Raw genomic sequence first — 15,126 nt, forward strand, 5'->3', positions numbered from 1 at the left:
CGCAGGTTGATATTGCCACCGGAGATCGCTTCCAGGGTTTCGGAGAGGTGCACGACCGGCGTGCTCAGGCCCACCAGGTGGGACGGGAAGGCGATGGGCACCTGCCAGCGCACGCGCTCCTGGGCGTTGGCGGTGCTGGCCATGGTGGCGCCGGCCAGAATCACGGCGGCTGCCGTGCCGGCCAGCTTGAAACGTGCAGACCCTTTGAGGCCAGTTGAGGCTTGCATAGACGCGACTCCACTTGTTGTGACGGGTATTGTTCTAGGGAAAGGCCTATTCCAGCCGCGAAATTAGCCATGGCCTCGCGTGGAAAGCAATATTGGAAAATTGGTAAGACCAAAATTCGGAATTTCCGATTGTGAGTGCGAAAAAGTCGTGCGACGAATGAATGCCGTATTTGCACGATAAAATCTAAAAAAATGGCGCTAAAATCTCACATATAAAGCTTATGTTTAGCTTGCTTATGCTGTTTTCCGAGCATGGGAGTGCGACCAATTGTTAAGTTGATGTATCCCCGCGCAGCCATACATGAGGGGGAGAAGTGCATGGACCGAAGTCTCGAGAAAATATTAAATTGGTCTGACCGGGTGGGGGCGAAGGGGTGGAGAGGTCTGGTGTGGTTGGCCTCGGCTGGCGAGTCGGCTCGGGATCAGGCCGTTGCCCTATGGCGGGTGCGTGACTGGCACTCCTCCTGCTGGGTCTCACCATCGCCGCCGGATGTGCTGGGCGAAGAGAGATGGTTACCGCCTGGCAAGGCTCGTACTCACCTCGGGCGCGAGCACGACCTGATCGTCTTCGACGCCGCATCTGCCGGGGCCGGCTTCGACGCTGACGCCTTCGGAGCGTTGAGTGGCACCCTGCGTGCCGGTGGCTTGCTGGTGCTGATGACGCCACCCCCCGATGCCTCGCCGAGCCGCTACATGGCCCGATTGCTATGGCGTCTGTCGCGGGCTGCCGAGGTGGTGCGCTGGTTTCCCGGGAAACCGCCGCTGCTGCCTCGAGTGTCTGCATGTGCTCTCGAAGCCGTCGGTGACAGCGGTGATGCCGACTGCCTGACACCTGATCAGGCCGAGGCGGTGAGGCGACTGGTCGGGCTCCGTCGGCGACGCCCGCTGGTACTCACCGCCGACCGCGGCCGCGGCAAGACCGCGGCGCTTGGCATTGCCTGTGCACGCCTGATGGCGTCGGGCCAGGAGGAAGTCTGGGTGACGGCACCGCGTCCGCAGGCCGTGACGGCTCTGTTCGAGCGCCTGGAAGCGCTGCGCCCGTATGGCCAGCGCCAAGGCAACCGCTTCGTCGACGCGCAGGGCGGGCGGGTCGAGTTCATTGCTCCCGATGAGCTGGGCCTCAAGGTCGAGCGTGGCGAGGCTGGCGGCCAGGGAAGCCGGCTGCTGGTGGACGAGGCCGCCGCCATTCCCGCCGCCATGCTGGGGCAGTGGCTCACGGCGTTCCCACGTATCGCCTTTGCCACCACCGTGCATGGCTACGAGGGCTCCGGTCGCGGTTTCGCCCTGCGCTTTCGCAAGCGGCTCGAGCGAGCGACGCCCGACTGGCGCGAATTTCACCTTGCGGCACCGGTGCGCTGGGCCGAGGGCGATCCGCTCGAGCGCCTGGCCAGCGACCTGCTGCTGCTCGACGCCGAGCCGTCTCCGCTCCCACCCAGGGTCGCAGCGCCACTAGAGGCAGTGCGCTGGTCGCGCGCGGCGCTGGCCGCCGATGAAGCCACCCTGCGCGAGGTCTTCGGCCTATTGGTGCAGGCGCACTACCGCACCACGCCTGCCGACCTGCAGCGACTGCTCGACGAGCCGGGGCTCGGTATCACGACCCTGGCCGATCATACCCATACCCAGGCCGTCGCGGTGTGTGCCGACGAGGGGGGCTTCGCCCCTGAGCTGGCCGAACGCGTGGCCCGCGGTGAGCGCCGCCTGCCGGGTCATTTGCTGGCGCAATCGCTGGCTGCCCACGGCGGTTCCCGCGAGGCGCTCATGGCTCGTCTGCGTCGCGTACAGCGCATTGCGGTGAACCCGCAGCGCCGCCGCGAGGGGCTGGGGCGCCGATTGCTGGAGCATGAGCGTGAAGCCGCCCGGGAGGCCGGTATCGACCTGCTGGGGGCCAGCTTCGGCGCCGAACCGGAGCTGCTGGCCTTCTGGCAGGCGCTGGGTTTTCGTGCCGTGCGCCTGGGATTGTCACGCGAGACCTCCACCGGTGAGTACGCCGTCATGGTCGTCGCTCCGCTTGGTCCCAAGGGTGAATTGCTGGCCGAATCACTGGTGGAGCGCTTCCAACGGCTGCTGCCCGTCCTGCTGGCCTTCGAGCTTGCCGATCTCGATCCCGAAGTGGCATTGGCACTGCTGGCCGAAGGGAGGCCATCACGCTTGAGTGATGCCGAGCGCGGCGATATCGCCGATATGGCCCATGGGCGTCGCGAGCCGGCCCTGGTACGTCCTGCGCTGCAGGGGCTGGTGCGGCGTGCGGCAGCGGCGGGCTCTCGGGAGCCAGAGCTGGCCTGGCTGGCCGCCTGGGCCTTTCAGGGCCGCGACACGGCCTGGCTGGCAGCCCGGTTCGGTGCCAAGGGGAGGCGCCAGGTCATGGACCGGCTGCGCGATGTCGTGGCCCGCTTTCTCGGCGATGATCCGCTCATGCCATGAGCGGGCTTTTCCCGGCGCCAACGGCCCGGTAAGGTAGTCCGGTTATCCCCATGCAGACCGATCATGAACGAACATCTCGAGCAACTCGCGCCGCAGCCGCTGTGGCGTCATTTCCGTACCCTGTGCAATACGCCGCGGCCGTCGGGGCACGAGGCCGAGCTGGTAGCCATTCTCGAGCGTTGGGCCGAGCGGCACGGGCTTGCCCACGACCGTGACGACTTCGGCAACCTGAGACTTCGCAAGCCGGCCACGCCCGGCAAGGAGGGCGCCCCGGGCGTCATCCTGCAAGGGCATCTCGACATGGTGGCCCAGGCCAACGCCGACCATCCCCATGACTTCACCCGCGACCCCATCGAGACCTATGTCGAAGATGGCTGGCTGCGCGCCCGGCACACCACGCTGGGCGCCGATAATGGCCTTGGCGTAGCGGCGGCGCTGGCGATACTGGAGGACGAAGCGCTGGTTCACGGTCCGCTGGAGGCGCTGTTCACCCTCGAGGAGGAAACTTCGATGGGGGGCGCATTGCAGCTGGCGGAACACTGGCTCGAGGGGAGCGTGCTGCTCAACCTGGATTCGGAAGATCGTGGCGAAGTGTTCATCGGCTGCGCCGGTGGTGCCGACATCCTGGTGGAAGCCCAACTGCCCACGGCCGACGTGGGACCCGACGAGATCGGCGTGCAGCTGGCGCTGACCGGCCTGAAGGGCGGCCACTCCGGTATCGATATCCACCGCGGTCGCGGCAATGCCAATCGCCTGCTGGTACGGGTGCTCAGGGTGCTGGAGGCCTATGACATCCGGCTGGTCAGCTATCACGGCGGCACCTTGCGCAATGCCATCCCGCGCGAGGCCTTCGCTACCCTGGTGCTGCCCGCCGACGAGGTCGCCGCTGTCGAGAGTCGCGTAACCGTGCTGGAGCAGGAGCTGCGTGCCGAGCTGGCCGGGGTCGACGACAATCTGACGCTGATCATGACGCCGCTCGAGGCACCGCCTGCACAGGCGCTCAATGCCCATGCCAGCGGCATGCTGCTGGCGGCGCTGAACGTGGCGCCCTACGGCGTGGAGCGCATGAGCAGTACGGTGCCCGGCGTGGTGGAGACCTCCAATAACCTGGGCGTGGTGAGCCTCGACGGGGGCCGCTTTCATCTCTGTGCTCTGGTGCGCTCGCTGCGCGACAGTGCGGTGGACGACATGGCCGATCGTTTTCGCGGTCTGTTCGATCTCATCGGCGCGCGTACCCGGGTCGAAAATGCCTACCCTGGCTGGACACCGGTGCCGGACAGCGCCTTGCTGGCGCGCTTCCGGCGCCTGCATCGGCAGCAGGTGGGCAGTGAGCCGGCAGTCAAGGTAATCCACGCGGGTCTGGAGTGCGGCATCCTGGCGGGCAAGTATCCGCAGCTCGAAATGATCTCCTTCGGCCCTTCGATCCGCGGGGCGCATTCTCCCGACGAGCGGGTGGAGCTGAGTTCGGTGGAGGAGTTCTGGGAACTGCTGCGGGCACTGATCGAAGACCTGGCCAACGAAACGGTGGTGCAGGAGGCCTGAGCCGGCCAGGGAGTTTCAAATAGACCGCCGCTCGCTGTGGGGCGAGCGGCGGAAGATACATTCAGGCTTAGTACATCAGGCGTGTTGCCGGCTGTGCTTGCCTTCGGCGATCTCCTCGACGAGCTTGCTGCAGAACGCTTCGAGATCGTCGGGCTTGCGGCTGGTGACCAGGCCGCTGTCGACCACGACCGCCTGGTCGACCCATTCGGCTCCGGCATTACGCAGGTCCTGCTCCACCGAAGGGTAGGACGTCATGCGGCGGCCCTTGGCGACACCGGCATTGATCAGTACCCATGGGCCGTGACAGATCGCGCCGACCGGCTTCTTCGCCTCGAAGAAGCGCCGGGTGAACGCCAGCGCCTGCTCGTTCTGGTGCAGGGCGTCGGGATTGAACAGCCCGCCGGGAAGCTCCAGCGCGTCGTAGTCGTCGGCATTGACCTGCTCCAGGTGACGGTCGACGTCATAGGAGGGGCCCCAGTCCGTACCGGCCCAGGAGCGAATGCTGTCCTTGTCCGGTGCGATCACGTGTACCGTAGCGCCCTCTCGCTCCAGCGCGGCCTTGGGCTCTGTGAGTTCCGACTCCTCGAAGCCGTCGGTGGCCAGGATGGCGACGGTCTTGCCTTTCAGCTTCTCGCTCATGTGCTACCTCCTTGCACGCAGTGATTGCTGGCTCCGCCAGCATGGGTGGCGAGTCGCGACTGTGTACTCCTGAAGGGTTGTAGCGGATGGCCTCGACGACAAGGGCGGGAATGTTGCGAATCGTCAAACTGGTTGTCGGCGTGTGGCCCTGTGTTCGCATGGAGCCGGGTTGCCCCCGGCTCCGACAGCGATGACGCTCAGCCCAGGTAGGCGTTGAGCATCCAGACGGTCTTCTCCTGCTCGCGGATGTAATCGCCGGCCTGGGAGGCAGTGCCCTCGTCGTCGGCATCCGAGGCCAGGGCGAGCAGTTCACGCTGCAGCTCGATCAGAGTCTGGTAACCTGCGAGCACGCCGCGCACGCAGGCTTCGCCGTCGTGTATGTCCTTGTCCTCGCGGATCTGCGCCATTGACACGTAGTCGCTATAGGCGTGTACCGGCTTGTGGCCCAGGGTCAGGATGCGCTCGGCGACTTCGTCGACCTTGGTCAGCAGGTCGGTATAGAACTCTTCGAACTTGGCATGCAGCTCGAAGAATTGCGGCCCCTTGACGTTCCAGTGGTAGCCGCGAACGTTCATGTAGAAGACCTGATAGTTGGCCAGCAGAACGTTGAGCTTTTCGGCAAGCTGGCTAGCGCTGCCTTGATGCAAGCCGATGGCATTGGTATCGCTCATGTGCGGACTCCTTGTTCGCATGCGGATGAAAGAGATCATGAGAAGTCTATGGTTTTGCCGGGCAGTGATTAAGCAATTTCTGGTCATTGGGGCGATAGTAAGCATGCATGATGGGCCGGGCGCTGCTGCAGCTGTCAATCGAGAGCCGTCTGGTCGGGAACCCGACGACCTGTCGGGACTCTCAAGACAGCAGCGACGCCTTGCAAGGCGGCCAAGTCTGCGTAGACTGCGGCCAATAACGAACAGGAGAACTCCCATGCGCCTGTGGTGGACGATACCCGGCCTGGCCCTGCTGGCCGGCTGCCAGGCGACGCCGACGGTACTGCCCTCTGCGGAACCGCGGCCTGCAGCTGAGTGCCGCTGGGAAGCCGACGGCATCGAGCCGCGCGAATGGGTGCGCCGGGCGCTCAATGCGCTGGAAGCGGATGATTTCGTGGTGCGCAATACCGAACTGGCGCTGGGGATGGTCAGTGCCGAGCGAACCCGGACCATACCGGGCTACGGCGACCGCTATGACAGCTGGGAGCGTACCGGCTTCTTCGGTGGTTTCGGCCTGGGAGGCGGCCGTGGCGTTTCCAGTGGCGTGATGATCGGCTTCGGTGGTGCCGGCGGCAGCATCACCCAGGATGCGACTCAGCTCGAGCGCGTCTCGGTAGTCGCGGATCCAGGCTGGGTGCGGGTCAGTCGCGATATCCAAGTCATCGACTGGCGCGGCGAGCTGCGTGAGTCGCGCAGCGCCAGTGATACGGCTTTTTGCCGTTCATTGCACCAGGCCATGATGACCCCCGCAGTCAGGGAGGAGCCCTGATGCGTGCTCTTGCCACCGTGCTGGTGCTGGTCCTGCTGTCGGGCTGCGCCGCGACGCAGCCTGCCCCGGAGCCGCGTGAGCTGACGCTGGCAGCAGCGCCAGAGGCGACCCTGCGGGAGGTCGTCGGTCTGCTGATGGAGGAGGGCTACGTGATCCGCCACGCCGATGCCGAGCTGGGGCGCGTCGAGGCGGTGCTTGCGCGCTGGCCGGGCTACCGAGTCAGAGCTGCCGTCTCTTCCGAAGGGCAGGGCGCCCGAGCCTCGCTGACGGCAACCCGAGGTGGCGTGCCGTTACCGCCACACCTGCTCGACCCATTGCTGGCCGAGCTGCAGCGCCGGCTGGGACTGGCGCCTTGATCGTTTCGTTCTCGTTGATGAGAGTTTACTAGCGACATGAATCGCTTCCTTCTTTTATTCAGTGCCGGGGCAAGACGTGCCTGGTTGGCTGGACTGCTGGTCCTTCTCTTGTCGCCCGGGTTGGCCCTGGCCCACCCCCACGGCTGGATCGATATCCGCGTACGTCTGATCGTCGACGAGGATGGGCAACTCGAGGCGCTGCACCAATCCTGGCGCATGGACCCTTTCTACAGCCTGGTACTGCTCGAGGAGTTGAGCCGGACCGAGGGCGGGCTTGAAGCCGGCCTCGACCGGCTGGGCGGCGAGATTCGCGGCAATCTCGCGCCGTTCGATTTCTTCACCGAGGTGCGGGTGGGAGACGACCAACTGGGCTTTGGCGACGTGACCGAGTACACCGTGATGGAGCGCGGCGGCCGGGTGGAGTTCATCTTTCTGCTGCCGCTCGCCGAGTCTCGAGCGCTGGGTGAGCAGACGCTGCAGTACCAGGTGTTCGATCCCACCTACTATCTGGAGGTCGTCCACGAGGCGGAGGGTGACACGCCTCCGGAAGAGGCGCTGACGATCAGCGGTGAGCTGAGTTGCTCCACCCGTATCGTGCCCGCCGACCCCGATCCCGAACTGGTGATGGAGGCCGCCATGCTCGACGTGAATGATGAAGCCGAGCCTGGCCTTGGGCGTCATTTTGCCGAGACCGGGGTGGTGACATGCGAGTAATGGCAAGGATGATGGCAAGTACCCCTGGCAGGACCTGGCTGGTTGGGCTCGTTCTGCTGGTGGTTGCCGCGCTGACGCTGCATTTTTTCAGCCAGGGCGGGCTGCAAGCATTGAGCCTCCAACTTGTGGCCTGGCAGCGCGACTTTCACCGTTCCCTTACCATGGCCATCAGCGAATTTTCCGCCACACCCTCGCCGGGTGCCTGGGCGGCGCTGCTGGGCGTCAGCTTCGGCTATGGTGTCTTTCATGCAGCCGGCCCTGGGCATGGCAAGGCGGTGCTGACCACCTACCTGCTCTCACAGGGTGGAGCGGTGCGCCGGGCGCTGACCCTCTCCTTCGCCGCGTCGCTGCTGCAGGGGCTGGTAGCTATCGGCCTGGTGGTGGTGCTGGTGCATGGCTTGGGCTGGGTAACCCGCCAGGCAATGGGCAGCGTCGCCTGGGTCGAGCAGGCCAGCTTCCTGATGGTGACGCTGCTGGGCGGCTGGCTTTGCCTGCGGGCGATTCGTCAGCTGAGGCGCCCGGTCGCCGGGCACATGCATGAACCGCATGGCCACTCTCACCACCACGAGCATCATCACGATCACGGCCATCACGCGCACGACCCTGCCTGCTGCGGCGGCCATCACCACGTCGACCCGAGCCAGGCTGCCGACTGGCGCACTGCGCTGGCCACGGTGGTCGCCATCGGCATTCGTCCTTGCAGCGGCGGTGTGCTGCTGTTGGGTGCGGCCACCCTGCTGGGGCAATTCATGGTCGGTGTGGCGGCGGTCATGGTCATGGCATTGGGTACGGCGCTGACTGTCTCCGGGCTGGCACTGGCCAGCGTCATGGCGCGCGGCTGGGCCGAGCGGCAGCTGGCGAAGCAGAGCGGCATGCAGCGGGTGGGGCGCCTGATGAGCTGGGCCGCCCTGGGCGGCGGGCTTGCCATCATGGCGCTGGGTATCTCGCTCACCATCACCGGTGTGACCCAGCCCACCTCGATGCCACTGCTGGGGGAGCCGCCGGCACGCAGCGCTCCGGCAGAACGCTCACCATCGCCCAGCGGGCATCCTTTCGGCAACTGAGCGTAACGGGAGCTGAGCGAAACCTCAGAGGCGCTGCTTCAGCCCATCCAACTGTGCCAGCAAATGATCGCGCATGCTGGCCAGTTCGTTCAGGTCGTAGGGCTGTCGTTGTCCCTGCCCCCATACCGGCCCCGGCCAGGCGACATCGCCATTCCGGCGGGCAACGACGTGGACATGCAACTGGGTAACCACGTTGCCCAGGTTGGCCACGTTGATCTTGTCGGCCTGGGTCAGGGACTTGAGCATGCGCCCCACCTCACCGGCTTCGTGCCACAGCTGTCGTTGGTCCGCCTCGTCCAGGTCGAAGACTTCGCTGACCGCGTCGCGCCGGGGAATCAGGATCAGCCAGGGAAAGCGCGTGTCATCCATCAGGCGCAGTTGACATAGCGGCAACTCCGTTACCGGATAGCTATCCGCGACCAGACGTTCATCCAGCTGTACTGGAGCCATGTTCCTCTCCCTGACGGTGACGATGGACTCCATCATGGCACAGGCGGGCGAGATGCGCCTGGCACAGGAAGCAAGCGAAGCGGGGCGACAGCGGCTAGAGTGAGAGTGTGAGCCCGGATAGCAAAGGAGAAAGGGAACATGAAACAGACGATAGCGGTATTGTTGGCGGCTCTCATGGGGCTGTCGCTGCTCAGCGGTTGCAATACCATGCGCGGCATGGGTGAAGACATCGAACAGGGGGGCGAGGCGATACAGCGTCAGTCAACTTCATAGTAGTGATATCGAATTTAGCGGTTATGCAAAGCGGCGCAGGGCTGTTACGCTGAACAAGACCATTGCTTCACGGTAAGGAATGGATTTCCCGATAGTGTTTCAAGGAGATATGACCATGAAGAAGGCAATTGCCCTGAGTTTTGCTGTGCTGATGGCTGCCGGTGCCCTGGCGGGCTGCAACACCATGGAAGGCGCAGGTCAGGACGTCGAGCGTGGCGGCCAGCACGTGCAGGACGCCGCCAGCTGATCCATGTGGTCCGGCATGACAGCATGCGGGCGACTTGGCAGTCTCCCCGCGTGCTGCCTGCACGCAACCTTCCCCTTTATCCCTTCTCACTGTAGCGAGATCTTACGCATGGTAAGCCCTCTGAGGTTGTGCCTGATAACTGCCGGCCTGACGTTACTGACAGGTTGCACTCCCATGTCGAATGCCACCAATGCCTCACACGACCCCGCCCCCAAGCCGCCTCAGGTCAGCGAGAGCGATAACGAGAACGCTTGTGGTGCGCAACACGTTCAGGATCGGGTTGGCCGGCGCTACGACGAGGCGCTAGGCGAGTCGATACGCCAAGAGAGCGGTGCCGCCGCGCTGCGGGTCATCCGCCCGGGGCATGCCTACACCATGGAGTACCGGGGCGACCGGATCAACGTGCATATCGACGACAGCGATACCGTGACCGATATCAACTGCGGTTGAGGGGTATATCGTCGACAGGCGAGCGGAGTACGTTTTCCGCTCGCTCATTGCCGCACCCGCCCTATCTCTCCGCGCCGTGCCTATTCTACGCCGTGCTCAGCCTGGGTGCGGCGTTCGGCTTCTTCAGCCTGCTTGCGCAGTTTCTTGCGCAGCGCCGCCTTGTCGAAACGCAGCTTCTGCAGCGATGTCTCCAGCTTGAGTGGTGGCACCCGTGCCGGCTTGCCGTCGGCATCCACCGCCACCATGGTCAGGTAGCAACTGTTGGTGTGGCGAATGAGCTTCTGCTGGATGTCCTCGGCCACCACCTTGATGCCGATCTCCATCGAAGAGCGCCCCACATGGTTGACGCAGGCCAGGAAGGTTACCAGCTCGCCGACATGGATCGGTTGCTTGAACAACACCTGGTCGACCGACAGCGTTACCACGTAGTGGCCTGAGTAGCGGCTGGCGCAGGCGTAGGCCACTTCATCGAGCTTCTTGAGAATGGCGCCGCCGTGCACCTTGCCGCTGAAGTTGGCCATATCGGGTGTCATCAGTACGGTCATGATCAATTCATGCTGGCCGGGTAGGGCATGTTCGTCCATCGAGGCTCTTCCATTGTCGGATTTTCCCACAGCATAACGTCTTCACTGCGGAAAGGGGCAGGCGGTGGCGCGCCTGGTCGCGTGCTTGCGTCGCTGCGGCCGGCCGGGGTGTTATGATCTTGTCATTCCGGAACACCAAGACCGATGCCGTCGACCGGGAAGGAGGAGAACCCATGTGGCCGCCATGCCCGGAGCCGCTGCCTTGAACTGGCAGCGGCGCTTGTTGACTCTGTGCCTGGCCGGGGTGGCGCTGGCCAGCCTATGGTGGCTCTGGCACTGGCAGTATGCCCAGTCGGAGGCGGAAGCGCGTCGCCATGCCGACAACCGATTGTCGCTCTACGGCAGCAGCCTGCAAGGGGCTCTCGAACGTTCCAGCTACCTGCCCGGGTTGCTTGCGCACCAGGCCCAGATACAGGCGGCGCTGCTCGATCCTACTGGGAGCCTCGTGCCCCAGGTCAATGACTTCCTGGCCCTGGTGGCCGAGCGCTCCGGCGCCGAGGTGATTTTCCTGTTGGATGCCGAGGGACTGACCCTGGCCAGCAGCAACCATGCTGAGTCCGACAGCTTCGTCGGCCATGACTATCGCTTCCGCCCCTATTTTTACGAGGCCATGACCACGGGCCTGGGGGAGTTCTTCGCCGTGGGTAGCACCACGGGGCGCCCAGGCTACTTCGTCTCAGCCGCCGTGGGGCTCGGCGATTCGGAAACGCCACGGGGTGTACTAGTGGCCAAGGTCTCGCTTGAGGCACTGCAGGCGGACTGGCGCCGCGCCGGTGAGAAGGTACTGCTCACCGACGCCAACGGCGTAGTGATCCTTTCCAGCCGACCCGAATGGCGCTACCGACGCTTGGGAGAACTGACGCCTCAAGCCCGTGAGGAGATTCGCCGGCAGCGTCAGTTTGTGGACGCGCCGCTCGAGCCGTTGGGACGACGTCTGCGGGACGGTTCGCTGCTGGCAGGAGAGACGGGATATGGCGAGCGTCTGATAGACAGCACCCTGGCCCTGGAGACCCTGGGCTGGACGATGCACTATCTGGTGCCGGTACGGCCTCTTTATATCAGCGCTCGCAATGCCCTGATGGCGGGCATGGCGGTATGGTTGGCACTGTTGCTGCTGTCATTGTGGCTGCGCGAGCGACAGAAGCGCCAGCGGCTGAGGGACAGGGAGGCGGCGATCATCCTCGAAGCCAACGAGCGGCTGGAGGCGCGAGTGGTGGAGCGTACCCGGGAACTGCAGGAAGCCCAGGCAGAGCTGGTACAAGCCGGCAAGCTGGCGGCCCTGGGCACCATGGCCGCCGGTATCGCCCATGAGCTCAACCAGCCACTGTCCGGAATACGTACCTATGCGGCCAATGGCCAGCGTCTGCTGGGTCGGGGGCGCCCTGAGGCGGCCAACGACAATTTCCAGCGTATCCAGGCGCTCTGCGAGCGGCTCGGCGGCTTGATCCGTCAGCTCAAGCTGTTTGCCCGCAAAGGTGGAGCTCGGAAACCGGTGGACCTGGTGGCGCGCCTCGATTTCGTTCTCGAACTGTTGGCGGAGCGCTGCCGCGAGCAGGGCGTGCAACCCCGGCGACGCGTGAGCGAGACGCAGGCGGGACTATGGGTGTTGGGTGACGAGATGCGAGTCGAGCAACTGTTGACCAATCTGTTGCGCAACGCTCTGGATGCCTTGCGCGGGTTGCCCGAGCCATGGCTGGAGGTTGCCATCGAAGCCAAGCCCGAGCGTCTGGTAGTGACAGTGGCCGACAATGGTGCAGGTATCCCCGAAGCGCTGCTGGAACAGCTCTTCGACCCGTTCTTCACCACCAAGGCGGTGGGGGACGGCCTGGGGCTGGGCCTGTTCATCAGCTACGGCATCGTTCAGGACCTCGGCGGGCGCATCCATGCCGGCAATCGCCTATCTGGAGGCGCCTGGTTCCGTGTCGAGCTACCTCGTGCACCACAAACGGTGCGTCCCGAGTCCCCGCCTGCGATCAGGGAGAACCATGATGAGTCATGATGTGTCCGCCGATGTTCTGCCGGTCTGGCTGGTCGACGACGATGCGGACGTGCGTGAGTCCCTGAGCCAATGGCTGGAGATATCGGAGCTTGCGGTGCGTAGCTTCGCCCGCGGCCAGGCAGCACTGGAGGCGCTGCAGGCCGGCGATGTCTGCGGTGTGCTGGTGAGCGACGTGAAGATGCCGGGCCTCGATGGTCTGGCCCTGCTGGGGGCCTTGCAAACCCTCGAAGCGCCTCCTCCGGTGGTGTTGATCACCGGGCATGGCGACGTGCCCATGGCGGTGGAAGCGATGCAGGCCGGTGCCTGGGACTTCGTCGAGAAGCCCTTCGAACCCGAGCGCCTGGAGGAGAGCGTGCGCCGCGGTCTGGAGAGCCGCCGCCTGGCGTTGGAGAACCGCCGGCTGCGCCGAGCGTTGCGCGAAGGGGACCTTGCCGCGCGGCTGCTCGGCCAGGCCCCGGGTATCGTGCGCCTGCGCCAGCAGCTCGCCAACTTGGCGACCACCCGCGCCAACGTGCTGGTGCTGGGTGAGACCGGCAGCGGCAAGGAGGTAGTCGCACGCTGCCTGCACGAGGCCGGCGGGGCGAGGGGACCCTTCGTTGCCCTCAACTGCGGCGCCATCGCCTCGGAGCTGATCGAGTCGGAGCTGTTCGGCCACGAGAAGGGAGCCTTCACCGGTGCCAGTGAAAGGCGCATTGGCACCTTGGAACACGCCAGCGGCGGTACCCTGTTTCTCGACGAGGTGGAGTCGCTGCCGCTGGCGGCCCAGGTCAAATTGCTGCGCGCCCTTCAGGAAGGAGAGATCACCCGGCTCGGCAGCAATGCCGTGCTCAGCGTCGACCTGCGGGTGGTGGCGGCCACCAAGGTCGACCTGCTGGCCCTGGCTGCGAAGGGTGGCTTCCGCGAGGATCTCTACTACCGGCTGGCCATTGCCGAGTTGGCCATTCCTTCGCTGCGCGAGCGTCGCGAGGATATCCCGCTGATGTTCCAGCACTTCTGTTGTCAGGCCGCCGAGGTGCACCAGCGACCACTGCGGGAGCCGGACAGCGAACTCCTGGCTGCCCTGGGGCGCCACCCATGGCCGGGTAACCTGCGTGAGCTGCGCAACGCGGCGACCCGCTTCATCCTCGGGCTGGAGCTGCCATGGCTGGCTGGGGAGGCGGCGCAGGAGGAGAGCTCCCTGGCGGCACAGCTGGCGGCCTTCGAGGCGGCGCTGTTGCGAGAGGCATTGAGCCGCCATGGCGGCAACGTCCAGGCCGTGCTGGAGGAGCTGGAGCTGCCGCGGCGTACCCTCAACCAGAAGATGCAAAAGCATGGGCTGCGCCGCGAAGCCTTCATCGGCAGGGGCGGGAGCGACTGACGTCATCTTGACGGCCACTCGGCAAGTTCTTGCCAATGAAGGACTGACCATCGGCAAGAACTTGCCGATGGTCTCGGCGGGATGGGCTTCCGAACTGCCTGAACGCCATGCAATTCATTGACGCAACTAGGTATCCATCTAACTGGCAGGCTTCTCGCTATCGACTCGGGGCATAACCACAACAGGCTCCCATCGATAGGAGAAGCTCCATGCACAAGCGCCAGTTCCTCAAGTCTGCACTGTGTCTCGCCACTGCCGGCCTGCTCGGCATTACCGCCACCGGTGTCGTTGCCCAGGAGAATGGCAGCGCGGGCGGGCAGTACATCATGGGTACCGCCACCACCGGCGGCACCTTCTACCCAGTGGGTGTGGCTCTTTCCACCCTGGTGCGGGTCAAGCTCGAGCCAACCCACGATCTCACCGTCTCGGCCATCAGCTCTGCCGGTTCCGCCGAAAACTTGCGGCTGATGGAAGACGGCCAGGCCCAATTCGGCATTCTCCAGGCTCTTTACGGTGCCTGGGCCTGGAACGGCAGTGGCCCGGTACCCCATGCCTACGACAACATCCGCTCGGTCTCCATGCTGTGGCAGAACGTCGAGCACTTCGTGATGCGCAGCGACCGGGTCGACACCGGTACCATCGACGACCTGGCCCATCTCTATGGCCGCGGCTTCTCCATCGGTGCACGGAACTCTGGCACTGAGGGCTCCGGCCGGCAGATTCTTGCCGGTCTCGACATCGACCCCGAGCAGATGAACCTGGCCTACCTGGGCTACGGCCCCAGCGCCGACTCCATGCAGAACGGCAACATCGACGGCATGAACGTCCCCGCCGGGGTGCCTGCTTCGGCGGTAACCAGCGCCTTCGCCAACATGGGTAGCGATATTTCCCTTCTGAGCGTCTCGCAAGAACAGCTCGAGCGGATCAATCGCGAGTATCCCGTGTGGACTCCTTTCGAGATTCCCGCCGGCACCTACCCGGGCCAGGCCGAAGCGGTGCATACCATCGCCCAGCCCAACATCCTGGTGGTCAACGCCGACGTACCGGAGGAGCACGTCTACCAGATCACCAAGGCGATGTTCGAGAACCTGCCATTCCTCCATAACATCCACCCGGCAACCCGCGACATGGCGTTGGAGAAGGCGCTGGATGGTCTGCCGATGCCGCTGCATCCCGGTGCCGCCCGCTACTTCCAGGAGCAGGGGCTGGAGATCCCCGAGCATCTGCTGGAGAGCTAAGCACGCCTTTCCAAACCTTGCCAGAGCCTGCTGCCGGGCCATTCCCGGTGAGGGGCGCCGGGGGCAGGCCGAAGAGGAGGTCTTTT

16 protein-coding genes and 1 pseudogene are annotated in these 15,126 nt (G+C 64.8%); 12 read left to right on the forward strand and 5 right to left on the reverse strand.

Features of this window, described 5'->3' with window-relative positions; translation table 11 throughout:
- Positions 1-227, reverse strand: a pseudogene (locus SPH52_RS17455) (C4-dicarboxylate ABC transporter); the annotation flags it as partial.
- A 387-nt stretch (positions 228-614) separates the two neighbouring features.
- Here SPH52_RS17455 and SPH52_RS17460 point away from each other — a divergent pair.
- Together SPH52_RS17460 and SPH52_RS17465 are read left to right on the forward strand one after the other, a co-directional pair.
- On the forward strand, positions 615-2,648 hold the full coding sequence (locus SPH52_RS17460) for a tRNA(Met) cytidine acetyltransferase TmcA (protein ID WP_411796332.1): 2,034 nt from the start codon (positions 615-617) through the stop codon (positions 2,646-2,648).
- Between the two features lie 63 nt (positions 2,649-2,711).
- Positions 2,712-4,190, forward strand: coding sequence for an aminoacyl-histidine dipeptidase (locus SPH52_RS17465; protein WP_411796333.1), 1,479 nt, complete (start codon positions 2,712-2,714; stop codon positions 4,188-4,190).
- A gap of 75 nt (positions 4,191-4,265) precedes the next feature.
- Here SPH52_RS17465 and SPH52_RS17470 read toward each other — a convergent pair whose 3' ends face one another.
- Positions 4,266-4,829, reverse strand: coding sequence for a type 1 glutamine amidotransferase domain-containing protein (locus SPH52_RS17470; protein WP_411796334.1), 564 nt, complete (start codon positions 4,827-4,829; stop codon positions 4,266-4,268).
- Positions 4,830-5,026: 197 nt separating this feature from the next.
- Positions 5,027-5,500, reverse strand: coding sequence for a Dps family protein (locus tag SPH52_RS17475; RefSeq protein ID WP_411796335.1), 474 nt, complete (start codon positions 5,498-5,500; stop codon positions 5,027-5,029).
- A 256-nt stretch (positions 5,501-5,756) separates the two neighbouring features.
- On the opposite strand from SPH52_RS17475, the gene SPH52_RS17480 reads away from it, so the two are divergent.
- From SPH52_RS17480 to SPH52_RS17495, 4 genes are read left to right on the forward strand one after another with little or no spacing between them, the layout of a single operon-like run.
- Positions 5,757-6,308, forward strand: a complete 552-nt coding sequence (locus SPH52_RS17480; protein WP_411796336.1) for a hypothetical protein — start codon at positions 5,757-5,759, stop codon at positions 6,306-6,308.
- Positions 6,308-6,664, forward strand: coding sequence for a hypothetical protein (locus SPH52_RS17485; RefSeq protein WP_411796337.1), 357 nt, complete (start codon positions 6,308-6,310; stop codon positions 6,662-6,664). The genes SPH52_RS17480 and SPH52_RS17485 overlap by 1 nt, the downstream gene beginning before the upstream one ends.
- 36 nt (positions 6,665-6,700) lie before the next feature.
- Entirely contained in the window at positions 6,701-7,378 is a 678-nt protein-coding gene (locus tag SPH52_RS17490) for a DUF1007 family protein (protein WP_411796338.1), read from the forward strand.
- 11 nt (positions 7,379-7,389) lie between these two features.
- A complete protein-coding gene (locus tag SPH52_RS17495; protein WP_411796339.1) occupies positions 7,390-8,442 on the forward strand; it encodes a nickel/cobalt transporter in 1,053 nt (350 codons plus the stop codon).
- Between the two features lie 24 nt (positions 8,443-8,466).
- Here the strand turns inward: SPH52_RS17495 and SPH52_RS17500 are convergent, their stop codons facing one another.
- On the reverse strand, positions 8,467-8,892 hold the full coding sequence (locus tag SPH52_RS17500; protein ID WP_411796340.1) for an HIT domain-containing protein: 426 nt from the start codon (positions 8,890-8,892) through the stop codon (positions 8,467-8,469).
- A 138-nt stretch (positions 8,893-9,030) separates the two neighbouring features.
- On the opposite strand from SPH52_RS17500, the gene SPH52_RS17505 reads away from it, so the two are divergent.
- From SPH52_RS17505 to SPH52_RS17515, 3 genes are all read left to right on the forward strand, one after another.
- Complete coding sequence (locus SPH52_RS17505; protein ID WP_411796341.1) at positions 9,031-9,165, forward strand: entericidin A/B family lipoprotein; 135 nt, start codon at positions 9,031-9,033, stop codon at positions 9,163-9,165.
- A gap of 115 nt (positions 9,166-9,280) precedes the next feature.
- Positions 9,281-9,412 (forward strand): entericidin A/B family lipoprotein, encoded by a 132-nt coding sequence (locus SPH52_RS17510; protein WP_411796342.1) that lies wholly within the window; start codon positions 9,281-9,283, stop codon positions 9,410-9,412.
- A 174-nt stretch (positions 9,413-9,586) separates the two neighbouring features.
- Positions 9,587-9,862, forward strand: a complete 276-nt coding sequence (locus SPH52_RS17515) for an I78 family peptidase inhibitor (protein ID WP_411796343.1) — start codon at positions 9,587-9,589, stop codon at positions 9,860-9,862.
- Positions 9,863-9,942: 80 nt separating this feature from the next.
- On the opposite strand, the gene SPH52_RS17520 is transcribed toward SPH52_RS17515, so the two are convergent.
- Complete coding sequence (locus SPH52_RS17520; protein WP_411796344.1) at positions 9,943-10,446, reverse strand: acyl-CoA thioesterase; 504 nt, start codon at positions 10,444-10,446, stop codon at positions 9,943-9,945.
- Positions 10,447-10,630: 184 nt separating this feature from the next.
- On the opposite strand from SPH52_RS17520, the gene SPH52_RS17525 reads away from it, so the two are divergent.
- The 3 genes from SPH52_RS17525 (at position 10,631) to SPH52_RS17535 (ending at position 15,040) form a co-directional block, all read left to right on the forward strand.
- Entirely contained in the window at positions 10,631-12,445 is a 1,815-nt protein-coding gene (locus SPH52_RS17525) for an ATP-binding protein (protein ID WP_411796485.1), read from the forward strand.
- The gene (locus SPH52_RS17530; protein ID WP_411796345.1) at positions 12,435-13,802 is read left to right on the forward strand and encodes a sigma-54-dependent transcriptional regulator; all 1,368 of its coding nucleotides are present in this window, start codon (positions 12,435-12,437) and stop codon (positions 13,800-13,802) included. Before SPH52_RS17525 ends, SPH52_RS17530 begins: the two co-directional genes overlap by 11 nt.
- Positions 13,803-14,011: 209 nt before the next feature.
- On the forward strand, positions 14,012-15,040 hold the full coding sequence (locus SPH52_RS17535; protein WP_411796346.1) for a TAXI family TRAP transporter solute-binding subunit: 1,029 nt from the start codon (positions 14,012-14,014) through the stop codon (positions 15,038-15,040).
- The last annotated feature ends 86 nt before the right edge of the window (positions 15,041-15,126 follow it).

Source organism: Halomonas sp. A29 (genome assembly GCF_046723295.1).
Lineage (GTDB): Bacteria > Pseudomonadota > Gammaproteobacteria > Pseudomonadales > Halomonadaceae > Halomonas.

Coding starts and splice junctions, on each gene's coding strand:
- SPH52_RS17465 (WP_411796333.1), top strand. CDS start 2,712: ATGAACGAACATCTCGAGCAACTCGCGCCGCAGCCGCTGTGGCGTCAT.
- SPH52_RS17470 (WP_411796334.1), bottom strand. CDS start 4,829: ATGAGCGAGAAGCTGAAAGGCAAGACCGTCGCCATCCTGGCCACCGAC.
- SPH52_RS17475 (WP_411796335.1), bottom strand. CDS start 5,500: ATGAGCGATACCAATGCCATCGGCTTGCATCAAGGCAGCGCTAGCCAG.
- SPH52_RS17480 (WP_411796336.1), top strand. CDS start 5,757: ATGCGCCTGTGGTGGACGATACCCGGCCTGGCCCTGCTGGCCGGCTGC.
- SPH52_RS17485 (WP_411796337.1), top strand. CDS start 6,308: ATGCGTGCTCTTGCCACCGTGCTGGTGCTGGTCCTGCTGTCGGGCTGC.
- SPH52_RS17490 (WP_411796338.1), top strand. CDS start 6,701: ATGAATCGCTTCCTTCTTTTATTCAGTGCCGGGGCAAGACGTGCCTGG.
- SPH52_RS17495 (WP_411796339.1), top strand. CDS start 7,390: ATGGCAAGTACCCCTGGCAGGACCTGGCTGGTTGGGCTCGTTCTGCTG.
- SPH52_RS17500 (WP_411796340.1), bottom strand. CDS start 8,892: ATGGCTCCAGTACAGCTGGATGAACGTCTGGTCGCGGATAGCTATCCG.
- SPH52_RS17505 (WP_411796341.1), top strand. CDS start 9,031: ATGAAACAGACGATAGCGGTATTGTTGGCGGCTCTCATGGGGCTGTCG.
- SPH52_RS17510 (WP_411796342.1), top strand. CDS start 9,281: ATGAAGAAGGCAATTGCCCTGAGTTTTGCTGTGCTGATGGCTGCCGGT.
- SPH52_RS17515 (WP_411796343.1), top strand. CDS start 9,587: ATGTCGAATGCCACCAATGCCTCACACGACCCCGCCCCCAAGCCGCCT.
- SPH52_RS17520 (WP_411796344.1), bottom strand. CDS start 10,446: ATGGACGAACATGCCCTACCCGGCCAGCATGAATTGATCATGACCGTA.
- SPH52_RS17525 (WP_411796485.1), top strand. CDS start 10,631: ATGCCCGGAGCCGCTGCCTTGAACTGGCAGCGGCGCTTGTTGACTCTG.
- SPH52_RS17530 (WP_411796345.1), top strand. CDS start 12,435: ATGAGTCATGATGTGTCCGCCGATGTTCTGCCGGTCTGGCTGGTCGAC.
- SPH52_RS17535 (WP_411796346.1), top strand. CDS start 14,012: ATGCACAAGCGCCAGTTCCTCAAGTCTGCACTGTGTCTCGCCACTGCC.